Origin of the sequence: Serratia sp. AKBS12 (assembly GCF_024793895.1) — a bacterium.
Taxonomy (GTDB): Bacteria; Pseudomonadota; Gammaproteobacteria; order Enterobacterales; family Enterobacteriaceae; genus Serratia_F.
The window spans coordinates 441,233-462,934 of record NZ_JANUSB010000015.1 but is presented as its reverse complement, the minus strand read 5'-3'; the positions used below and the strand labels follow the sequence as shown (position 1 = coordinate 462,934).

General features: G+C 55.8%; 21 protein-coding genes and 3 tRNA genes. 15 read left to right on the top strand and 9 right to left on the bottom strand.

Going from position 1 to position 21,702, the window contains the following annotated elements; translation table 11 throughout:
• The first annotated feature begins 85 nt into the window (after positions 1–85).
• From NYE85_RS12030 to yejF, 6 genes are all read left to right on the top strand, one after another.
• Positions 86–751, top strand: a complete 666-nt coding sequence (locus tag NYE85_RS12030) for a TetR family transcriptional regulator (RefSeq protein ID WP_259004990.1) — start codon at positions 86–88, stop codon at positions 749–751.
• Positions 752–851: 100 nt separating this feature from the next.
• Positions 852–2,447, top strand: coding sequence for a cyclic di-GMP phosphodiesterase (locus NYE85_RS12025; RefSeq protein WP_259004989.1), 1,596 nt, complete (start codon positions 852–854; stop codon positions 2,445–2,447).
• Positions 2,448–2,528: 81 nt separating this feature from the next.
• Entirely contained in the window at positions 2,529–4,337 is a 1,809-nt protein-coding gene (locus tag NYE85_RS12020; protein WP_259004988.1) for an extracellular solute-binding protein, read from the top strand.
• A 10-nt stretch (positions 4,338–4,347) separates the two neighbouring features.
• Positions 4,348–5,424, top strand: a complete 1,077-nt coding sequence (locus tag NYE85_RS12015; protein ID WP_259004986.1) for a microcin C ABC transporter permease YejB — start codon at positions 4,348–4,350, stop codon at positions 5,422–5,424.
• Complete coding sequence (locus NYE85_RS12010; RefSeq protein WP_259004985.1) at positions 5,421–6,446, top strand: ABC transporter permease; 1,026 nt, start codon at positions 5,421–5,423, stop codon at positions 6,444–6,446. Before NYE85_RS12015 ends, NYE85_RS12010 begins: the two co-directional genes overlap by 4 nt.
• Position 6,447: 1 nt before the next feature.
• Positions 6,448–8,040 carry a microcin C ABC transporter ATP-binding protein YejF gene (gene yejF / locus NYE85_RS12005; RefSeq protein WP_259004984.1) on the top strand — a complete coding sequence of 531 codons (1,593 nt, stop codon included), beginning with the start codon at positions 6,448–6,450 and terminating at the stop codon, positions 8,038–8,040.
• A gap of 8 nt (positions 8,041–8,048) precedes the next feature.
• On the opposite strand, the gene NYE85_RS12000 is transcribed toward yejF, so the two are convergent.
• The 3 genes from NYE85_RS12000 to rsuA all read right to left on the bottom strand — a co-directional run bounded on the left by NYE85_RS12000 (position 8,049) and on the right by rsuA (position 10,941).
• Positions 8,049–8,393, bottom strand: coding sequence for a YejG family protein (locus NYE85_RS12000; RefSeq protein ID WP_259004983.1), 345 nt, complete (start codon positions 8,391–8,393; stop codon positions 8,049–8,051).
• A 588-nt stretch (positions 8,394–8,981) separates the two neighbouring features.
• On the bottom strand, positions 8,982–10,193 hold the full coding sequence (locus tag NYE85_RS11995; RefSeq protein ID WP_259004982.1) for a Bcr/CflA family multidrug efflux MFS transporter: 1,212 nt from the start codon (positions 10,191–10,193) through the stop codon (positions 8,982–8,984).
• 34 nt (positions 10,194–10,227) lie between these two features.
• On the bottom strand, positions 10,228–10,941 hold the full coding sequence (gene rsuA / locus NYE85_RS11990; protein WP_259004981.1) for a 16S rRNA pseudouridine(516) synthase RsuA: 714 nt from the start codon (positions 10,939–10,941) through the stop codon (positions 10,228–10,230).
• Between the two features lie 255 nt (positions 10,942–11,196).
• Here rsuA and NYE85_RS11985 point away from each other — a divergent pair, with 255 nt between their 5' ends.
• Positions 11,197–12,954, top strand: a complete 1,758-nt coding sequence (locus NYE85_RS11985; protein WP_259004980.1) for a DEAD/DEAH box helicase — start codon at positions 11,197–11,199, stop codon at positions 12,952–12,954.
• 173 nt (positions 12,955–13,127) lie between these two features.
• Positions 13,128–13,412: a 50S ribosomal protein L25 gene (gene rplY, locus NYE85_RS11980; RefSeq protein ID WP_259004979.1), complete on the top strand. Its 285-nt coding sequence runs from the start codon at positions 13,128–13,130 to the stop codon at positions 13,410–13,412.
• A gap of 92 nt (positions 13,413–13,504) precedes the next feature.
• Here rplY and yejK read toward each other — a convergent pair whose 3' ends face one another.
• The gene (yejK, locus tag NYE85_RS11975) at positions 13,505–14,512 is read right to left on the bottom strand and encodes a nucleoid-associated protein YejK (RefSeq protein WP_259004978.1); all 1,008 of its coding nucleotides are present in this window, start codon (positions 14,510–14,512) and stop codon (positions 13,505–13,507) included.
• Positions 14,513–14,671: 159 nt separating this feature from the next.
• Between yejK and NYE85_RS11970 the strand changes: the two genes are divergently transcribed.
• The 6 genes from NYE85_RS11970 to NYE85_RS11945 all read left to right on the top strand — a co-directional run bounded on the left by NYE85_RS11970 (position 14,672) and on the right by NYE85_RS11945 (position 18,017).
• Complete coding sequence (locus NYE85_RS11970; protein WP_004960694.1) at positions 14,672–14,899, top strand: YejL family protein; 228 nt, start codon at positions 14,672–14,674, stop codon at positions 14,897–14,899.
• A gap of 10 nt (positions 14,900–14,909) precedes the next feature.
• The gene (gene yejM, locus NYE85_RS11965) at positions 14,910–16,697 is read left to right on the top strand and encodes an LPS biosynthesis-modulating metalloenzyme YejM (RefSeq protein WP_259004976.1); all 1,788 of its coding nucleotides are present in this window, start codon (positions 14,910–14,912) and stop codon (positions 16,695–16,697) included.
• Between the two features lie 75 nt (positions 16,698–16,772).
• Positions 16,773–16,849, top strand: a tRNA-Pro gene (locus NYE85_RS11960).
• A 247-nt stretch (positions 16,850–17,096) separates the two neighbouring features.
• Positions 17,097–17,471 carry a VOC family protein gene (locus tag NYE85_RS11955; RefSeq protein ID WP_259004975.1) on the top strand — a complete coding sequence of 125 codons (375 nt, stop codon included), beginning with the start codon at positions 17,097–17,099 and terminating at the stop codon, positions 17,469–17,471.
• A 120-nt stretch (positions 17,472–17,591) separates the two neighbouring features.
• Positions 17,592–17,750: a hypothetical protein gene (locus tag NYE85_RS11950; RefSeq protein WP_259004974.1), complete on the top strand. Its 159-nt coding sequence runs from the start codon at positions 17,592–17,594 to the stop codon at positions 17,748–17,750.
• Between the two features lie 105 nt (positions 17,751–17,855).
• Entirely contained in the window at positions 17,856–18,017 is a 162-nt protein-coding gene (locus NYE85_RS11945) for a hypothetical protein (RefSeq protein WP_259004973.1), read from the top strand.
• Between the two features lie 41 nt (positions 18,018–18,058).
• On the opposite strand, the gene NYE85_RS11940 is transcribed toward NYE85_RS11945, so the two are convergent.
• From NYE85_RS11940 to NYE85_RS11925, 4 genes are all read right to left on the bottom strand, one after another.
• A tRNA-Thr gene (locus tag NYE85_RS11940) sits at positions 18,059–18,134 on the bottom strand.
• A gap of 247 nt (positions 18,135–18,381) precedes the next feature.
• Positions 18,382–18,469 (bottom strand) — tRNA-Ser (locus NYE85_RS11935).
• 157 nt (positions 18,470–18,626) lie between these two features.
• Positions 18,627–18,956, bottom strand: a complete 330-nt coding sequence (osmE, locus tag NYE85_RS11930; protein ID WP_004960655.1) for an osmotically-inducible lipoprotein OsmE — start codon at positions 18,954–18,956, stop codon at positions 18,627–18,629.
• A gap of 67 nt (positions 18,957–19,023) precedes the next feature.
• On the bottom strand, positions 19,024–20,424 hold the full coding sequence (locus tag NYE85_RS11925) for a PepSY domain-containing protein (RefSeq protein ID WP_259004972.1): 1,401 nt from the start codon (positions 20,422–20,424) through the stop codon (positions 19,024–19,026).
• 130 nt (positions 20,425–20,554) lie between these two features.
• Between NYE85_RS11925 and NYE85_RS11920 the strand changes: the two genes are divergently transcribed.
• Entirely contained in the window at positions 20,555–21,040 is a 486-nt protein-coding gene (locus NYE85_RS11920) for a DUF2946 domain-containing protein (protein ID WP_259004971.1), read from the top strand.
• A gap of 94 nt (positions 21,041–21,134) precedes the next feature.
• Here the strand turns inward: NYE85_RS11920 and NYE85_RS11915 are convergent, their stop codons facing one another.
• The gene (locus NYE85_RS11915) at positions 21,135–21,602 is read right to left on the bottom strand and encodes a nuclear transport factor 2 family protein (RefSeq protein ID WP_259004970.1); all 468 of its coding nucleotides are present in this window, start codon (positions 21,600–21,602) and stop codon (positions 21,135–21,137) included.
• Positions 21,603–21,702: the final 100 nt, after the last annotated feature.

The following is a 21,702-nucleotide window of genomic DNA, read 5'->3' as shown; positions in this document are numbered from 1 at the left end:
TCTGCTATATGCCGGTTAAATTTGCACTTTCTACCGTCTGCTTTTAAATTGTGACAAGATTTCAGTTTACTGAATCCGCCAGGTAATGGAGCCGACTTTGAGCGCTACCCGCGAAACATCCCCGAAAGGCACACGTAAAAACGATCCTGAAGGCCTGAAACAGCGTATCTTCGAAAGCGCCCTGATCGAGTTTTCCGAGGCCGGCCTGAAGGGCGCGCGACTGGAACGGATTGCAGAGCAAGCTGAAACCACCAAGCGCATGGTGGTCTATCATTTTAAAAATAAAGAGTCTTTATATATTGCCGTGCTGGAATATGCCTATGCCCATATTCGCCAGGATGAAATCGCGCTTAATCTGGCCACGGTGGAGCCGAAAGCGGCAATGCAGCGGTTGGTTGAAGCCAGTTTCACCTATCACGCCGCCCATCCGGCGTTTATCCGCCTGGTCAGCCTGGAAAATATGCAACGCGGGCAATATGCCCGCCAGTCGGAAAAACTGAAAATGCTCAATACCAGCGCCTTACACACGCTGGAGGAAATACTGCTGCGCGGCAAACAACAGATGCTGTTCGACCCGCAAGTGAATGCGCGCGATCTGCACCGGGTGATCAGTTCACTCTGTTTTCACTATGCCGCGAACCAGTACACCTTCGACACCTTGTTCGAAGGCAACCGCTCTGCAGAAGAAAAGCTGGCCTATTACCGCCAAATGACGGTAGACGTGGTGATGCGTTACTTGAAGTGCGCCTAGCTGCTGCCGGCAAAATGATCAGATCGCGGTTGATGAGATATAGTAAAAGCTGTCGCTATAATAAAAACAGACTGTTATGCCATGCTCAGGGGGCAGGTTTATGGGCTTGAAAAGAGCATTCGCGCGCCACGTCTCACACCGACAACGCAGCCTGGTTAAAAGTGCTATTGCCGCCCTGGTTTTTTTTCTGCTGTTTATCTCGGTGACGCTATTTTTAATCGATCATCAGCGCGCGCAATACCAGCGTCTGGTGGAGCAGCGGACGCAGAAGTTTACCGTCAATTACCTTAACCACCTGACCGGCATCATGCGCGAGCTAACCGCGCTGACCGACAAACCCTGTCTGGCCATGCAGGCCGACATTACCTATCAGGCCGCATTTACCAGCGGCGTGCGCACTTTCCTGCTGATCAAGAACGGCTATGCCTACTGCTCTTCCGCCACCGGCGACATGATGCTGGCAATGAAGGATATTTATCCGGATCTCAACTGGCATCAGCCACTCGACCTCAAATTGCAGCAAGGTACGCCGATGGTGCCCGACAAGCCGGCGGTCGCGGTATGGCTGCGCCAGCCCGGCGCGGGGAACACCGGCGTGCTGGCAACGCTGGATATCGATTTGCTGCCGTACCTGCTGTTTACTTCGCATGATGAAGAAGCGCCCGGTATTGCCATCATCATGGGCAACCGCGCCCTGACCACCTTTGGCCCCGACCTGCTCTCGCTGGATCAACTGCCGAGCGGCCGTTCCTACCGGCTGTCGATTCCCGGTTATCCGTTGGCCATTCAGTTTTATAACGAAAAGTTGACCCCTAACGATATACGTCTGACGGTGCTGGGCAGCCTGGTCTTGTCACTGCTGATCGGCGTGTTGTGCTATTACATGCTGATGCTACGCCAGAGCCCGGAACGCGCGCTGATGCGCGCTATCAGGCACAACGAATTTTTTGTCGAATACCAACCGGTATTGCATAGCGCCAGCAACGCGGTTTCCGGATTGGAGGCCCTGCTTCGCTGGCAGCATCCGATAGAAGGCCGCATCCCGCCGGATTTATTCATCCCCTACGCGGAAAGCGAAGACCTGATTGTGCCGCTGACCCGTCATCTGTTTTCGCTGATTGCCACAGATGCGCCCCGGTTGGCGACGGTACTGCCGCGCGGTGCCAAACTGGGCCTCAATCTCTCTCCCCATCACCTCAGCGCCCCGTCGTTCCATCAGGATGTGCGCGCGCTGCTGGCGCAATTGCCTGAAGACCATTTCACCCTGGTATTTGAAATTACCGAACGCGGCATGCTGGAAGAAAAAAGCGCGTTGGCGGAGTTTGACTGGCTGCATCGACAAGGCATCGAGGTGGCGATCGATGACTTCGGCACTGGGCACAGCGCGCTGATTTACCTGGAGCGTTTTAGCATGGACTATCTGAAGATCGACCGTGGCTTCGTCAGCACCATCGGTCAGGACACGGTCACCGCCCCGGTACTGGATGCGGTATTGACGCTGGCGAAAAAGCTCAGGATGCAAACCGTGGCCGAAGGCGTTGAAACCGCGGAACAACGTCATTATTTATACCAGCACGGCGTCAACTTCATGCAAGGTTATTACTTCAGCAAGCCGTTGAGCATTGAGGCGTTTGTCGAGTTTTGCAACGTTAACGCGGTTTATCCGCACCGGGCCGATGCTGAGCCCAATATTTAAACTTCTTTACTTCATGGCACAGCTGGGAATGTTATGCTGTGCGCAGTTTAATTGACTACACAGCAGGAGCTTACCGTAAAAATGTCCATGCGCGTTTTTGCTGCTCTGGTGCTTTCGGCACTGACTTTTGCTTCGCAGGCCGAAGCCATCAACGAAGGCTACGCTTTCGCTCTGCTTGGCGAGCCGAAGTACTCTGCCAACTTCAGCCATTATGACTACGTCAATCCGGCGGCGCCCAAAGGGGGCAACGTACGGCTGGCGGCTATCGGTACCTACGACAACTTCAACCGCTACGCCAGCCGCGGCGTCCCCGGCCAGCGCACCGGCGAACTGTACGATTCCCTGTTCACCCAATCGCATGACGAACCGGCCAGTTATTACCCGCTGGTAGCCGAATCGGCACGCTATCCGCAAGACATGCGCTGGATGGAGCTGGATATCAACGCCCGCGCCCGCTTCCACGACGGCAGCCCGATCACCGCCAGCGACGTGGCCTTCACCTTTGGCAAATTCATGACCGAAGGGGTACCGCAGTTCCGTTCCTACTATAAGGGCGTCACGGTCAAGGCCATTTCGCGCCTGACGGTGCGCATTGAACTGCCCAAGCCGGATCGCGAACAGATGCTCAGCCTGCTCAGCCTGCCGGTGATGCCCGAAAGCTTCTGGAAACGGCACAAGCTGAACCAGCCGCTCGGCACGCCGCCGCCTGGTAGCGGCCCGTACAAGATCGGTAGCTACCGCCTCGGGCAATACATTACCTATCAGCGGGTTCGCGATTACTGGGCGGCCGATCTGCCGGTCAACCGCGGGCGCTTTAATTTTGATAGCCTGCGCTACGATTACTACCTGGATGACAAGGTGGCGTTGGAAGCCTTCAAGGCCGGCGCCTACGACTTCCGCGCCGAAGGCTCGCCCAAAAGCTGGGCTACCCAGTACCAGGGGGGCAACTTTGCCCGCAATTACATTATCAAGCATGATGAAACCAACGAAGCGGCACAAAACGCCCGCTGGCTGGCGTTCAATATTAAACGGCCACAGTTTGCCGATCGCCGGGTGCGTGAAGCCATTTCACTGGCGTTTGACTTCGACTGGATGAACAAGGCGCTGTATTACAACGCCTATCAACGCACCAACAGTTATTTCCAGAACACCCCCTACGCCGCCAAAGGCTATCCGGATGCTGCCGAACTCGCGCTACTGGCGCCGTTGAAAGGCCAAGTGCCGCCGGAGGTGTTTACCGCCATTTATCAACCGCCAACCTCTGACGGCAGCGGTAACGATCGGCAAAACCTGCTGAAGGCGACCCAACTGCTGAAAGAGGCCGGCTGGCAAGTGAAAGACCAGCGTCTGATCAACGGCAAAACCGGCCAACCGTTGGTGTTTGAGCTATTGCTGCTGAGCGGCAGCAACTTCCAGTACGTTTTGCCGTTCCAGCACAACCTGCAACGGCTCGGTATCACCATGGAGATCCGTGAAATCGATGCCAGTCAGTACACCCGCCGCGTCCGTAACCGCGACTTCGATATGGTGTCGACCGTCTATCCGGCGATGCCGTTCCCGAGCGCCGATCTCCAGATATACTGGGGTTCCGCCTATATCGATTCGAGCTATAACACGCCGGGCGTCAGCGACCCGGCGGTGGATGCGCTGATTGCCCAGATCGCCAAAAATCAGGGTAATGAAAAAAACCTGCTGCCGCTCGGCCGAACGCTCGATCGGGTGCTGACCTGGAACCACTACATGCTGCCGATGTGGTACTCCAACCACGACCGTTACGCCTTCTGGGACAAGTTCTCGCTGCCGGCCATCCGTCCTGCCTATGACATCGGCTTAGACAATTGGTGGTTCGACGTCAATAAAGCCGCGCGTTTGCCGGCTCAGCAGCAATAGGGGGCAACCGGTGGGCGCTTATCTGATTCGCAGACTGCTTTTGGTGATCCCGACGCTGTGGGCCATCATTACCATCAACTTCTTTATCGTGCAAATCGCCCCCGGCGGGCCGGTAGATCAGGCGATTGCCGCCATCGAACTCGGCCACAGCAGCGGCTTTGGCGCGGGCGGCGTCAGTGACGGTCTTGGCCACGCGCGCCCGGAAAGCCAGTACCGTGGATCCCGCGGACTGGATCCTGAAGTGATCGCCGAAATTACCCAGCGCTACGGCTTCGACAAGCCGTTACATGAGCGCTACTTCACCATGCTGTGGAACTATGCCCGTCTGGATTTCGGCGACAGCCTGTTTCGTGGCGCGTCGGTAATGCAACTGATCGGCCAGAGCATGCCGGTATCGATCACTCTCGGGCTGTGGAGCACATTGATCATTTACCTGGTGTCGATCCCGCTCGGCATTCGCAAGGCAGTGCGCAACGGCAGCGCCTTTGACACCTGGAGCAGCAGCCTGATAATCATCGGCTACGCCATACCGGCTTTTTTGTTCGCCATTATTCTGATCGTGGTGTTCGCCGGCGGTAGCTATCTGGACTGGTTCCCATTGCGCGGGCTGGTTTCCAGCAATTTCGACACCCTACCCTGGTACGGGAAAATCACCGATTATCTGTGGCATATCACGCTGCCGGTACTGGCGACGGCGATCGGCGGCTTTGCCACGCTGACCATGCTGACCAAGAACGCCTTTCTTGACGAGGTGCGTAAACAGTATGTGGTCACCGCACGCGCCAAGGGACTGGACGAACAGAAAATCCTCTATCGCCACGTGTTTCGCAATGCGATGCTGCTGGTGATCGCCGGTTTCCCTGCCACCTTTATCAGCATGTTCTTCACCGGCTCGCTGTTGATAGAAGTGATGTTTTCCCTCAACGGCCTCGGCCTGCTGGGCTACGATGCCACCCTGCAGCGTGACTACCCGGTGATGTTCGGTACGCTGTACATTTTCACCCTGATTGGCTTGCTGCTGAATATTCTGAGCGATGTTACCTACACGCTGGTCGATCCGCGCATTGATTTTGAGGCCCGCCAATGAGTCGCCTTAGCCCAATCAATCAGGCGCGCTGGGCGCGCTTTCGCAACAACCGTCGCGGCTATTGGTCGCTGTGGATTTTCCTGCTGCTATTTGTACTCAGCCTGGCGGCGAACGTGATCGCTAACGACAAACCGCTGCTGGTGCGCTACGAAAGTCGCTGGCTGGTGCCGTTTATGGTCGATTACAGCGAAACCACCTTCGGCGGCGAACTGCAAACCACCACCGATTATCAGGACCCGTTCGTTCTCCGCCAGATCGAGCAGCACGGCTGGGCTCTGTGGGCGCCGATCCGCTTCAGCTACGCTACCATCAATTTTGCCACCGACGTGCCCTTCCCGTCGGCTCCTTCGCGCCATAACCTGCTGGGCACCGACAGCAACGGCAGTGACGTACTGGCGCGCGTGCTGTATGGCTTTCGCATTTCCATGCTGTTCGGGCTGGCGTTGACGCTGGTGTCGAGCGTCATCGGCATCTGCGTCGGTGCGATACAGGGCTATTACGGTGGCCGTCTCGACCTGTGGGGACAACGTTTTATCGAAGTGTGGTCTGGCATGCCGACGCTGTTTTTGCTTATTCTACTGTCGAGCATCGTGCAGCCGAACTTTTGGTGGCTGCTGGCCATTACCATTCTATTTGGCTGGATGAGTCTGGTAGGCGTGGTGCGCGCCGAATTCCTGCGCGCCCGTAATCATGATTACATTCGTGCGGCGCGAGCGATGGGCGTCCCCGATCGCACTATCATGCATCGCCATATGCTGCCCAATGCCATGGTGGCAACGCTGACCTTTTTACCGTTCATTCTGTGTGGCTCCATCACCACGCTGACGTCGCTGGACTTCCTCGGGTTTGGCCTGCCAATCGGCTCACCTTCGCTCGGCGAACTGCTGTTGCAAGGCAAAAACAACCTGCAAGCGCCCTGGCTCGGCATTACTGCGTTTCTGGCGCTGGCGGTGCTGCTATCTCTGTTAATCTTCATCGGCGAAGCGGTGCGCGACGCCTTCGATCCCGGCAAGGCATATTGATATGGCAAGTATCCCCCTGCTCTCGATTCAGGATCTTAGCGTCGCTTTTCGCCATGGCGAGGCGCTGAACAACGTGGTCAACGGCGTTTCATTGCAGATTGAACACGGCGAAACGCTGGCGCTGGTCGGTGAGTCCGGCTCGGGCAAAAGCGTGACCGCGCTGTCGGTGCTGCGCCTGCTGCCTGCGCCGCCGGTGGTGTATCAGGGGGGCGACATCCATTTCAACGGGCGTTCATTGCTGCACGCCAGCGAAGCCGAGCTGCGCCAGGTACGTGGCAACCAGATTTCGATGATTTTTCAGGAGCCAATGGTGTCGCTCAACCCGTTGCACACCATCGAAAAGCAGCTGGCAGAAGTGCTGATGCTGCACCGTGGCATGCGGCGCGACGCAACGCGAGCAGAGATCGTCCAATGTCTCGATCGGGTCGGCATCCGCAATGCCAAAGGTCGATTGAAAGATTATCCGCACCAGCTCTCCGGCGGCGAACGGCAGCGGGTAATGATAGCCATGGCGGTATTGACTCAACCGAAACTGCTGATTGCCGATGAGCCAACCACCGCGCTGGATGTCACCATCCAGGCACAAATCCTGCTGCTGCTGAAAGAGCTGAAGCAGGAACTGGGCATGAGCCTGCTGTTTATTACCCATAATCTGAACATCGTACGTCGCCTGGCAGACAACGTGGCGGTGATGCGACAGGGACAGTGCGTGGAACAGAACAGCCGCCAACGGTTGTTCAGTGCGCCACGGCATGCCTATACGCAGCAACTGTTGGCAGCCGAAGAGGTCGGCGATCCGCTGCCGCTGCCGGCCGATGCCACCCCGCTATTGCAGGTAGAAAACCTACAGGTCAGCTTCCCGATTCGTCGCGGCCTGCTGCGACGGACGGTAGGCCAGCATTACGCCTTGAAAGATCTGAGTTTCAGCCTGAAGTCGGGGGAAAGCGTCGGCCTGGTCGGCGAGTCGGGATCGGGCAAAAGCACTACCGGGCTGGCATTGCTGCGCCTGCTGACCTCGCGCGGTACCATCTGGTTTAATGGCCAACCATTGCATCAGCTCAATATGAAACAGCTGCTACCCTATCGTAGCCAGATGCAGATCGTATTCCAGGATCCTTATTCGGCGCTCAATCCGCGGCTCAATGTGCAGCAGATTGTCGCCGAAGGATTGGAAATCCATCAGCAACTCAACGCTGAACAGCGTGAACAACGAGTGATTGCCGCATTGCAGGAGGTCGGACTGGATCCGGCGCTGCGCCACCGCTATCCGAGCGAGTTTTCCGGCGGCCAACGCCAACGCATCGCCATTGCCCGTGCGCTGATTTTACAGCCTCGGCTGCTGATCCTCGACGAACCGACCTCGTCGCTGGACAAGTCGGTGCAGGCACAGATCCTGACGCTGCTGAAAACGTTGCAACAGCGTCATCGATTGGCCTATCTGTTTATCAGCCATGATTTGCAGGTGGTACGTTCGCTGTGTCATCAGCTGATCGTACTGCGTCAGGGCGAAGTTGTGGAACAGGGTGACTGCCAGGCGATCTTTACTGCGCCTGCCGCAGATTATACGCAACAGTTATTGCAGTTGGCGGATTAACGCGGTAGCTAGAAGGGATATTGTGCGCTCATCGGCTCGGCGATCGCCGCACCGACGTTTTTTAACCGGCACATGGTGGCGCTTTCGTCGCAGCGATGAACGAACAGGCAAGGTTGCCCTTCCCATTCCACCACCGCGCAGTCAACCTGGATCTCCTGCAGAGAGGTTTTGAGCTGTTGCATTACGCGCCAGGCTTCAGTGCCGTCATGGCTCAGCAGCTTCAGGCCGATCAGGTTGTTATCTTCGTCTAAGCCGCTTAGCGGAATCGGTTCAACCTTGACGCCGGTAAACCCCGTTAGCCAACGATAACTTTGCGGCAAGCGATGCACTACCGAAAGTTGGATACTATCCACATGAAATCCCTAGTTTGAAAAGATGAAACATTTTTTTTACATACAGGGTAACTAAGTTATAGCCGTTGAAAACTGACTCTGCCGCGAATGAATGTTATTAAAACGTAAAATTTGTCACAAACAGTTAACGCCACCCTGTACTCGCTGATTTCGCATTTTTTTACTGACTGCATGCGGGTACTCCACAGCATTTTGCGACTCAGCTCGTATTTTTGCGTTATATGTAACCCTTTCCGCTTACAATCTCAACCCTTTTTTCTTGCATAACGGTTACCTTTTCATCGCCATAATTTTACATTGTTTAAACATGACTACCTAACCTGCCGCCATAATCATCCGCTTAACTCGCTGATTAATAAAGCAGACAACGACCACCCCCTGCCGCTACGCCAATCACGACAAACGATTACCGCCGATCATCACCCGGCGCTTGGCAGCGCTTTTTTTATCAAAAAAGCCGCCGCGCATTTAATCACCGATTGATTAGCTGACTTATATTTAGCAACAAAAGAAAGATTGATACTCTCGGCAACGGCTGAACTTGCAGGGGGAAAGCGCGGGGCGATGCGGTTCGCCCCGGCTAAGTGACTATATTGCCGCCGGTTTGCTCCGGTTATGGCGAGGACGACTGGCATATAAATAGAATAATACGGCGATAATGCTGCACAGTGCCATTGAGATCACCATCGGCCAGGCCGTCTTGCCCGGCACCAGCGACAGCAGTGCCCCGACGATGGCGCCGATGCTAAAGCGCAGCGTACCGGCCAGCGAGGACGCGGTGCCGGCCATATGCGGGAAATCATCGAGGATCACCGCCATGGCGTTGGAAGAGATCATCGCAATGCAGCCAAGATAGACCGCCACGCCCAGCACCAGCGACCAGAAGCCCAGGTCGGCTACGCTTACCACCAGCAGCCAGATGCCCATCACTAACTGCACCATCAGCCCCAGTCGGAACATATTGATGGCGCCAAAACGGCGCACGTTGCGGCTATTGACCAACGTGGTCAGGAACAGGAACACGATGTTCAGCGCAAAGTAGTAACCAAAATGCTGCGGCGAGACGTGGTTCAACTCGATATAGACAAACGGCCCGGCGCTAAGGAACGAGAACATGCCGGCAAACGAGAAGGCGCTGGCCAGCATATAGCTCAGCACCCGCTTATGACGAAACAGCGAGCCAAAGTTGCCCAGCGTGGTACGCAAATGGAATTTTTGCCGCCGCTCTTTGGGCAGGGTTTCCTTGATATACAGCGCCACCAGCAGCGAGCCGATCAACGCCGCCGCTCCCATGCTCCAGAAGATCGCATGCCAGCTGAACCACAGCAGCAGCGCACCGCCGATCATCGGCGCCAGCAACGGCGCGATGGTCATCACCAGAATGACAAACGACATCATGCGCGAGAATTCGTCCTTGGTGAACATGTCGCGCATCAAGGCATTAATCACCACGCTGGCTGCCGCAGCCGCCAGACCGTGCAGGAAACGCAGGTTGACCAGCTGCTCCACCGAGTCGGCCATCGCACACGCGCAGCCGGCCAGGGCAAAGATCAACGTGCCCCACAGGATCACCGGCTTGCGGCCAATGCTGTCCGACATCGGCCCATAGAACAGTTGGCCGATGGCGAAACCGAACATATAGGCGCTGAGCGTCATTTGCACCCGTCCCGGTTCAACGCCGAACTCCCTGGCGATTACCGGCATACTGGGCAAATACATGTCTATCGCCAATGGCATCAGCATCGACAGCAGGCCCAATATAAAGATTAAACCCAGATGAGAGGTCCGGTTCTGTTGCACGTTCAACGACTCCTTTATCAGCCGCAGCGGTTAATCAATCTTGTAAATGCGGAGCGCCTACGCTGGCGATCTCTTCCTCGGTCAGCGGGCGGTATTCACCCGGCGCCAGCGAGTCGTCCAGCATGATGGCGCCTATGCGTTCGCGATGCAGCTCAACCACGCGGTTGCCGACTGCCGCAAACATGCGCTTCACCTGGTGATAACGTCCTTCGCTGATGGTCAGGCGCACCCGATGTTCGTCAAGCTGCTCCAGTTGCGCCGGCCGGGTCAGATCTTTTTCATTGTGCAGTTGCACCCCTTCGGCAAAATGCTGCGCGGTATCTGCCGCCAACGGCTGCTCCAGGGTCACCAGATAGGTTTTCTCGCAGTGATGCTTCGGCGAGGTAATACGGTGCGACCACTGGCCGTCGTCGGTCATCAGCACCAGGCCGGTGGTATCGATATCCAGTCGCCCGGCGGCATGCAGTTTGTACGCCACCGGCTCATCAAGAAAATACAGCACGGTGGGATGATCGGGATCGTCAGTGGAGCAGACGTATCCCTGCGGTTTATTGAGCATGAAGTAGCGCGGCCCGTTCAGCTGTTCCAGCACATTGCCGTCAAACGCCACTTCCGTTTCCGGCGTCAGCTTCAGCGCCCCGCTTCTTACCACTTCACCGTCAACGGTGACGCGCTTTGCACGGAGTTCACGCGCTACCAGCGCGCGGCTGATACCTAACTGCTGAGATAAAAACTTGTCCAGTCGCATGGGGTCTGCTTTGCCTGTCGTTGTTATGATCGCTTTGATCGTATCGCTAAAATATGACGAACCACCGTTGCATCAGATGCAATGGCCGGCTCGGAGAGGGTGAATCAGTAAAATCGCGTGGGGAAACAGCGATTGCTGTCCGATGATTATAGCGATGGAAACGGTGCCATGACAGGGCAATTTTGCTGTTGGTCGCAACCAGTGCGCACAAACGGTACTATACGCGAAATATTTTACGGCCAGAGGCGTTATTTCATGGCATTCACCCTACGCCCCTATCAGTTGGAGGCGGTCGAAGCCACCATCAGCCATTTTCGTCAGCACCCCGAACCGGCGCTGATCGTTCTGCCGACCGGTGCCGGCAAGAGCCTGGTGATCGCCGAACTGGCGAAGCGTGCCCGCGGACGGGTGCTGGTACTGGCGCACGTCAAGGAACTGGTGGCGCAAAATCACGCCAAATATTGCGCATATGGCCTGGAAGCCGATATCTTCGCCGCCGGTCTGCAACAAAAGCAGAGCGCCGGCAAAGTCGTGTTCGGCAGCGTGCAATCCGTGGCGCGCAATCTGCCCCTGTTCGACGGCGCATTTTCGCTGTTGATTATCGACGAGTGCCACCGCATCAGCGACGATGATGACAGCCAGTACCAGCAAATTATCCAGCATTTGCAGCGCAGCAACCCGCAACTGCGGCTGCTGGGTCTGACCGCCACCCCCTATCGACTCGGCAAGGGCTGGATTTATCAGTTTCACTACCACGGCTTCACGCGCGGCGACGCCAACGCCCTGTTTCGCGACTGCATTTACGAACTGCCACTGCGCTATATGATCAAAAACGGCTATCTGGTGCCGCCGGAGCGGCTCGATATGCCCATCGTGCAGTACGACTTCAGCCGCCTGCAGGCCAATGACCATGGTTTGTTCAGCGAAGCAGAGCTGAACCGGGAATTGAAGCAGCAAAACCGCATCACGCCGCATATCATCGGCCAGATTGTCGAATATGCCGAGGCCCGCAAAGGGGTGATGATTTTCGCCTCCACCGTCGAACATGCGCGCGAGATCCACGGTTTATTGCCGCAGGGTGAGGCGGCGCTGGTCAGCGCGGAAACGCCGCCGGCCGAGCGCGATGCGCTGATCGAGGCATTCAAGCGCCAGCAGTTGCGCTACCTGGTCAACGTCGCGGTATTGACCACCGGCTTTGACGCGCCGCATGTCGATCTGATCGCCATTCTGCGCCCGACCGAATCGGTCAGCCTGTATCAGCAAATCGTCGGCCGCGGTCTGCGGTTGGCACCGGACAAGCACGATTGCCTGATCCTTGACTACGCTGGCAATCCACACGACCTGTTTACACCGGAAGTCGGCGTGCGCAAACCGCACGGCGACAGTCAGCCGGTACAGGTATTCTGCCCGGCTTGCGGTTTCGCCAACTTATTCTGGGGCAAATGCACTGACCACGGCGATATCATTGAGCATTATGGCCGCCGCTGTCAGGGTTGGATGGAAGATGACGACGGCCAGCGCGAACAGTGCGATTATCGCTTCCGCTTCAAAAGCTGCCCACACTGCGGAGCAGAAAACGACATTGCCGCCCGCCGCTGCCACCAATGCCAGGAAGTGCTGGTCGACCCTGACGACATGCTGAAGGCGGCGCTGAAGCTGAAAGATGCGCTGGTGCTGCGCTGCGGCGGCATGGCGCTGGACAGCGGACGCGATGATAAGGGCGAATGGCTGAAGGCCACCTACTACGACGAAGACGGCACCAGCACCAGCGAACGTTTCCGCTTGCAGACACCGGCACAGCGCAAGGCGTTTGAGATGCTGTTTTTACGCCCGCATCAGCGCGCACCGGGGGTGCCCTTTGGCTGGCAGCATGCCGCCGATATTATCAGGCAGCAGGCGTTGCTACGCCACCCGGACTTCGTCGTGGCGCGCAAGCGTGGTCAGTTCTGGCAAATTCGCGAAAAGGTATTTGATTATCGGGGGCGTTTCCGGCGTGCCAATGAACTGTACTGACCGCTCCTGCCCTGCCTGACCGGCAGGTTTTCATTGCCCTGGCGGTGGCTTTCCGTTAAAATGCCGCCCGCTTTACCCGGGTCCGCCCGGCGTAAACGCGAGTAAAACTGCTTTATCGAACCTGTTACTGGGTCGCCTGTAGCAGGGTAAATTTTCTTTCGAGAGAAAAAACAATGTTCACTATCAATGCAGAAGTACGTAAAGAGCAGGGTAAGGGTGCGAGCCGCCGCCTGCGTGCAGCTAACAAGTTCCCCGCTATCATCTACGGTGGCAAAGACGCTGCAATCGCTATCGAATTAGACCATGATTCTGTCAAGAACATGGAAGCTAAACCAGAGTTCTACGCTGAAACTATCGTTCTGGTTGTCGACGGCAAAGAAACTAAAGTTAAAGTTCAGGCTGTACAGCGTCACGCTTTCAAGCCAAAACTGACCCACATCGACTTCGTTCGCGCGTAATCGCACAACGTTATCGAGCTTTAGTATTTCGGGACGCCGAAGTAAAAAACGCCGCAAATGCGGCGTTTTTTATTGTCTGCGATCCGCTGGCGCTATTTGCCGCCGTTCAGCCGACGCTGTAGCTGGTCACGCAGATTGGGCGGGGTACCCCGAATGGTCAACGTGTCGGTTGCCGCGTCCCAGAAGATTCGCTCGCCCAGCAACATCGCATCAAAGTTTAGGCTGATGCCGCCGCCGCTGCCGGCAAACTTGGTCAGTTGGCGCAAGGTGCCACGATCTGCCGGGAAACTGTCTTCCAGTTCGTAGCCCTGCTCGCTGGAAAACTGCAAAAAGTCTTTTTCGCCCAACGGGGCGATTTCCGCCGACAGCGCTTGCAGTTCAATCTCTTCCCCCGCCTGCAACTGCTCGTTGCAATAACTGTACACCTGCTGACGCACGCTCTGACGTTCGTTTTTATCCAGTTGCGCATCGGTGCAATAATCGTCTACCGCCTGCAACAGCCCGCGGTTTTGCGCCTTGGTGTCCAGCCCCTCGGCCGCCGCCAGGAAGTCCATGAAGAAATCGGACACCTTGCGGCCAACCCGCCCTTTGAGAAAGGTCAGATAACGAGTGGACTCCGGGTTGGTTTCCCATTCGGTCAAATCAACGCGCGCGACGATATCCGCGTGGTTGATGTCCAGATAATGGGTGGTGCTGATATCCAGCTCTTCGTTGACGCGCATACTGTTGCAGCTGTTGAGCACCGCGATCAGCAAATACTCCACCGCCAGGTAACGGTATTGACCAAACAGTACCACGCCACTCTCGGCAAACGGATATTTTGCCAGCTCGTCGCGCAGACGACCGGTGGCGGCACGGCTGAATGCCAGAAAATCTTCGTCGCCCTTGCGGCAGGTCCGCAACGCCTGTGCCAACTCGCTCTCTTCATTGAACAGGCCGTAAGCCTTGCTTTTGGCGCTGTAAACGCGGTGCAGCTCCGCCATCATCTCTTCCACTGCCGCATTGGCGGGAAGAAGGGAATCGCGCAGCACCACATCCAGCGTTTGTTCGTCGCGTTTTACCAACTGGTGCAGTGCGATCTGGTCAATATCCAGACTCATGATAAATCCTCCTGTTCTTTGAGCGCGTATTCAAACACCGAAGGCAGAGAGCTGCAATTGAAAGATGGCGACGATCCGCAGGTCGCGATAAATTAGAGCGGAAAATCACGGCCCTATACGGTAAGATATGGGACTTTGTCAGGTTTTGAGCTCAACTTTATGCCACAATCATCCCGTTACAGTGACGAACATGTTGAACAACTGCTCTCTGAGCTAGTCAACGTTCTGGAAAAACACCATACTCCCACCGATCTCTCTTTGATGGTGTTGGGCAACATGGTAACCAATTTGATCAACACCAGCGTCTCTCCCGCACAGCGGCAGACGTTGGCGAGATCGTTTGCTGAAGCCCTGCAGGCTTCTATCCGTGACGACAAAGCGCATTAATACTTAATTTATGGTGACAAACCGTCAGCGTTATCGTGAAAAAGTCTCCCAGATGATCAGTTGGGGGCACTGGTTCGCCTTGTTCAACATTCTGCTCAGCCTTGGGTTGGGTAGCCGCTATCTGTTTGTCACCGACTGGCCTGCCTCACTGCTGGGCCGGGTGTATGCGCTGGTCAGCCTGCTGGGGCACTTCAGCTTTATCGTCTTTGCCGGCTACCTGCTGGTTATCTTCCCCCTCACCTTCGTGGTGATGTCGCAGCGGCTGCTGCGCTTTATCTCCGCCGCGCTGGCTACCGCCGGGCTGACCTTGCTGCTGGTCGACAGCGAAGTGTTCACTCGCTTCCACCTGCACCTGAATCCGGTGGTATGGGAATTGGTGGTCAACCCGGAGCAGAGCGAACTGGCGCGCGACTGGCAGCTGATGTTCATCTGTGTGCCGGTGATTTTCCTGGTGGAAATGCTGTTCGCCACCTGGAGTTGGCAAAAACTGCGCAGCCTGAATCGCCGCAGCTTCGGCAAGCCGCTGGCCGCGCTGTTTATTGTGTCGTTTTTTGCCTCGCACCTGATTTACATCTGGGCGGATGCCAATTTCTATCGACCAATTACCATGCAGCGCGCCAATCTGCCACTGTCATACCCGATGACCGCGCGTAAGTTCCTGGAAAAACACGGCCTGCTCGACTCGCAAGAATACGAGCGCCGCTTGGTACAGCAAGGTAACCCGGCCGCCGCCGCGGTTGAGTACCCCCTCAACGATCTCAGCTACCGTGACAAGGGCAGCGGTTATAACCTGCTGATGATTGTGGTAGACGGCATACGCACTCAGGATATGGCGCAGGACATGCCCAGCCTCACCCGCTTCGCGCAGGAAAACGTGCGTTTCACCGAGCACTACAGCACCGGTAACCATGCCGATACCAGTCTGTTCGGCTTATTCTATGGCATTTCCCCGACTTACCTGGATGGCATTTTGGCATCGCGCAAATCGTCAGCGTTGATCAATGCGCTCAATACCCAGGGTTATCAGTTCGGCCTGTTCTCTTCGGACGGTTTCAACGCACCGCTTTACCGACAGGCACTGCTGACCGATTTCACCCTGCCGCCGGCGCAGGTGCAAAACGACAGCGCCACCACGCAGCAGTGGCAACGTTGGCTGGCCGATCAGGGCAATAATATGCCGTGGTTCTCCTATCTCAACCTGCGCGGTGATGACACCATGGCGTCCGACAATGGCAACACGCCGGCACCCGCCGATTTTATTCAACGCTACCGCAGCAGCGCGCGCGAGGTTGATGCGCAAATCGCCCGGGTGCTCGACTCGCTGCAGCAACGCGGCATGCTGGAAAAAACCGTGGTGGTGATCACTGCCGAACACGGCGTTGAATTCAACGATACCGGTAAAGGCCTCTGGGGCGCCGGCAGTAGCTTCAGCCCGGCACAGTTGCAGGTGCCACTGGTGATCCACTGGCCAGGCACGCCGGCGCAAACCATCAACAAGTTGACCAGCCACAACGACGTGATGCGCACCCTGATGCAGCGGTTGCTGCATGTTAAAACCTCGGCCAATGACTATTCACAGGGTGAAGACCTGTTTACCGCTCAGCGACGCAACAATTGGGTGGCTACCGGCAACAGCGATCTGCTGGTGATCACTACGCCGACGCAAACCATCGTGCTGGACAACAACGGCAATTACCGCGCCTACGACAAACAAGATAACGAAATAAAGGACGAAAAACCGCAGCTTGGTCTGCTGTTGCAGGTACTGACCGATGTAAAACGCTTTATTGCCAACTAACTGCTTAAAACTAAAGCAATCAGACGCGGCCATCTTGCAATGGCATCGGGAAAAGGTAGACTGTTTTTATCGCGTCGGCATGTAGCGCAGCCTGGTAGCGCACCGTCATGGGGTGTCGGGGGTCGGAGGTTCGAATCCTCTCATGCCGACCAAACATTCCTTTAAAAACCAACCCATTGCGGTTGGTTTTTTTATGCCTGTCATACGGCACCGCCATTGCCCGCAGGCCATTGCATAGCATGTCAACTGCGCCGGTTACCCCAGCGGTCAACAGCCCGGCGCTCATGCGCAACCGGCCGCCCAGGCTTATGCGGCCAGTAATCGCCACTCAGCAACTATACTGTTTAATCATCCCTCCATCGCGGGCTTGCAACCACAGGATAGCAATGAGGTGAGCAGATGTTTGACCACGTAAAATTCGGCGTCAGTGACTATGATGCCAGTAAGTCCTTCTTTCTCAAGGCACTGGAACCTCTCGGCGTCGGCATATTGTCCGAGGGCGAGCCGGCTTACGGCGTTGAGCTTGGCGCAAACGGCAATGCTTCATTATGTCTGTTTCAAACTATGGAAAAACCGGCCCCGCTGCATCTGGCGTTTAAGGCGGAAAGCCGCCGGCAAGTCGATGCGTTTTATCACGCCGCGCTGGAAGCCGGTGGAAAAGACAATGGCGCCCCAGGTTTGCGGCCGCATTATCATGCAAATTATTACGCCGCCTTTATCATCGGCCCGGACGGCCATAATATCGAAGCGGTCTGCCATCAGCCCGATGCCTAACGCGGCTCCTTGTGCCGGCCGGTTTGGACTGCGTACCGACCGTGCCAGCATAGCCACAGCTGGCACAGGGTTTCTCTGCTATACCTTAAAGGTGCCCTGAGCATGATTTAAGGAGGCTCGATGCAACGTTCAATCCCCCTGTTATTAGCCTTGCTGCTTACTGCCTGCTCTGCTGGCAGTGGCCCACCTCCGCCGCCAACCGGCGATCCCACACCGCATTGCAATGAGGCCAGCGCCGACGCCAAATGCGCACCGTCGGTGGGGCCGCAAACCTACTGACCCTATGCGGGCGCTGTTCTCTTCGGTATTGAGCGCAGCTACCGCAGGGGCTAGCGACGGACAACTGTCTGAAGTTGGTGCATTGAAACTGGGGAACGCGCTTATGTGATCGTAGACAAGAATGCCAATCAGACGTTTGACGATCGGGACATGGTGTTTTCCCTCGGCGATCGCGACATTTATCAGACGGCGTTGCAATTACACTATGACTCGCCGGGGGTCGCCCTGAGCGGCATTGCCGCCGCCCAGCATGAGGCGTTTGCCTGACGCAAGAAAAAACCCCAGCATAAATGCTGGGGTTTCCTTTATGGTGCCGGCTACCGGAGTCGAACTGGTGACCTACTGATTACAAGTCAGTTGCTCTACCTACTGAGCTAAGCCGGCGAATCTGTTGGAAAGTCGGTCTGTTTCCGTGGAGCGCAATATAATACAGCCAGACGAGAACAATCAAGGTTAATCAACGGATTATTGATTCAATCGGCTAAAAATCCCGCTTATGCGGCGATTAAACCTGCAACTGCGTAACATCCTATGCCCAGCGCTGACGCCCCGGCAGGAGGCCGCCGCCAACGCGGCGCTCATCCCGCCCAAAAAGCAAAAACCCCAGGCTTGATAGCCTGGGGTCTGAATTTGGCGGAAGGACAGAGATTCGAACTCTGGGAGCTGTTACACTCGACGGTTTTCAAGACCGCTGCCTTAAACCACTCAGCCATCCTTCCAATGGGCGCAGATATTAGCGATACCGTTCTGAAATGTCTATCGTTTTTTAATAAAAAAATGCGGATTACCGCTCAAGTGATTAATCTTCAACCTTTCGGCGGCTAAAAAATGAAGAACCCCGCAAAAACGGGGCTCTTTTGATTGTTTCGCAGCCAGTTATTTAGGCTGTGAGTCGTATTCTGAACAGCTCTGATAACCCTTGTTCATCACATGGCCGGTATCGTTATAGCTGACAAAATACGTTTGCGCCTTGCCATCGCGTGGCGCGACCGCATAGGTATCGCAGGTGCCCTGCGCATGGATCAGGGTCGCTGAAGTGGACGGTGGCCCGGCGATAGCGCGCACCTGTTGCTTAGTCATCCCTACTTTCACATCGCTTACCACAGGTTCCTTAACGTAACTGGCGGCCCTGTCGTAAGCGGTACAGCCAGCAAGAATGGAAAATACCGCGGCTGTGCTAACGGCTAAAACCAGCTTCTTCGTCATAGCTTGTCCTCTTAACGTGCATTTATTGTCTTCTAAGTCTAGATGGCAAAAGGCTTTTCGACAAATTTCACTTTAACGCTCGGTGCTGTTTTTGCCAGATATAGCGCAATAGATCGCACAACAGGAACAACAGCAGACTGATGCCCATCACCGGCAAGGCAAGCGCCAACAATAGCGTGAACACCACAATCACGCTCAACCATCCCTTCGGCGTGCGCCGCAACACCAGCCACGGCGAGCGCGGCGGTTTGCCGGTGGCACGCGTTGGCCGACCGCGCCACCACATGACATACCCCATGACCACCATCGCCACCAGTCCGCAAGCGAATAGCACCAGCACCAGTTCATTCACCCAGCCAAACAATACCCCCATATGCAGATCGATACCCCAGCGGGTAAGTTTGGCGGCCAGGGGGTAGTGTTCAAAGCTCACCTTATCGGTGATCCGCATGGTAGCGCCATCTACCGCCACGGCATCTACCTGGGTCGGCCACCGGCGATCGATTTCACTGACTGACCAGGCCTGGCCCGGTGCGACCGGTTGCCTGATTTCAATTTTCTGCGCGTCGATGCCGGCCTGGCGGGCAGCGAGCAGCACGCGATCGTAGCTGTCGGCTTGCCACTCGGGGCGGGTTTGCGCCATCATCGGCATGCTATGCGCGCGATGATCGGCATGCTCGTCCGCCTGCATCGCCGACGTGGCATGCAGCGCAGTAGAGATCGACGGCGTCGCCCAGCCAAACTGCTGGCGCAGCACGCTGATGTTTTCACCGGCCCACTGTGACCAGGTCAGCCCGGTGGCAGAAAAGAACAATAACCCCAGCAGGATTATCAGGCCCAGTTGCTGATGCACACCGCGTATTCCCCGCTGTCGCCGCGCCGCTCTGCGTCGCACGCCCCAGAGAACCAGTCCACCCAGCGCCGCCAGCCAGAGCCATGAGGCGGCCAGTTCGCTGTAGTTACGCCCCACTTCCCCCAGCAACAGGCTGCGATGCAGCCGATCCAGCCAGGTTCGTAGCGGTAATACGCCGCTGGTGCCATACACCGGCAGTTGCCCATGAGTTTCTGCACTGACCGGATCGACAAAAACCGCCAGCCGCTCGGATGCCTGCATGTCGGCTAGGTTGAAAAGAACACGCGTGTTTTCGCCCGGCGCCGCTGACGGACGAACCGCAGCAAGCTCAGCCCCCGCCGGCGCGTCGGCCTGCGCCGCCCTGATTTGCAATGCCAGCGGCAAGGCCGGCCCCTGGCTCGAATGATACAGCCGGTCGGCGTAATAATATGACTCGATTTGCGGCGTCAGCGCATAGAATATTCCGCTGAGTGCAGCAATAAGCATAAACGGCCCGACAAACAGACCGATATAAAAATGCAGACGCATCAGCAATGGAATAAACCAGCTACGGGTAGTCAGCTGATGCTGAATATTATCTTCAGCCAGCGATAACGAGGATAATCGTTCGGACATTATGCAGTTTCCTTTGCAGGAATAGAGATATCGCCGGAATCTACCCGATCTATTTTTATTTAACAAATAAAAATAGCATTTAAATAAAAAACTACCAGACCAACGTGCTGTATTGCGGTGTTGGAAAAATGTGAAAGATGTTACAATCCACTGCAAATGGTCTTTACCGCCGGTTCTATTCATTGTCACCAAGGACGCGATAACCGTGAAGCGCTCAGCACAACATCTCCGCACGCCGGCCTGGCTGGGCCTGCTTGCCATGTTGATGATTTTCCTGGCGCCGCTAATATCCGCACAACTGGCTGATAAATCTGGTTTAAACATGACAATGCCGATGAATGGACATCAGATGATGTCGCATCATCAGGCGCGACAGTCAGCCTCAATGGCGCATCATGATACCGGCAGTATGGGCAACGCCGAGGTTGATCTTTGCGGTTATTGCAGCCTGTTCCATCATACCCCTGCGCTAGACATAGCCCTATTCTTGCCACCGAATTACGCTTTTCACCCAACCTCTGTTATCGCCGAACGCATATTCAGCATTACTCTCGCTGATTTATTCCCACCTTATCAGACGCGTGCGCCGCCAGTGGCGGTTTTATTTTCACAATAAAATAAAAAATTAATGCCTTATTTTATCGAGGCAGGGTTTATTACAGCCGTTAATTAATAAACCCAATCCCCACATTCAAATATTATTAAACAGATTAAAAGCCAAAATCACTTAACGCCGGCACATTATCCGGGCGCCGGCCTAACGGCCAATGAAATTGGCGTTCAGTATCCTTAATTGGACAATCGTTAATACAGGCGTACCGCTGCACCATCAACCCCTGCTCGTTGAATTGCCAATTTTCATTACCGTAGCTGCGATACCAGTTACCGCTGTCATCATGCCATTCGTAGGCAAAGCGCACCGCAATGCGCGCACCGTCAAACAGCCATAACTCCTTGATCAACCGGTAATCCAGCTCTTTTGCCCATTTGCGCTGCAAAAACGCCACCACCGCATCACGGCCATCAACGTATTCGGCACGATTACGCCAGTGGGTATCTGGCGAGTAGACCTGTGCGACACGCAGCGGATCGCGGCTATTCCATGCGTCCTCGGCCAGACGCACCTTTTCTATCGCCGATTCACGGGTAAATGGCGGTAATGGGGGTTTGTTGCTCATGCTTCACCTCGGGAAAATGTAAGTAGACAGAGTTGTCTACATATTTACGCTAGCGTAGGTAGACAGAGTTGTCTACAATCAATGCAGTGAATTTTTCCGG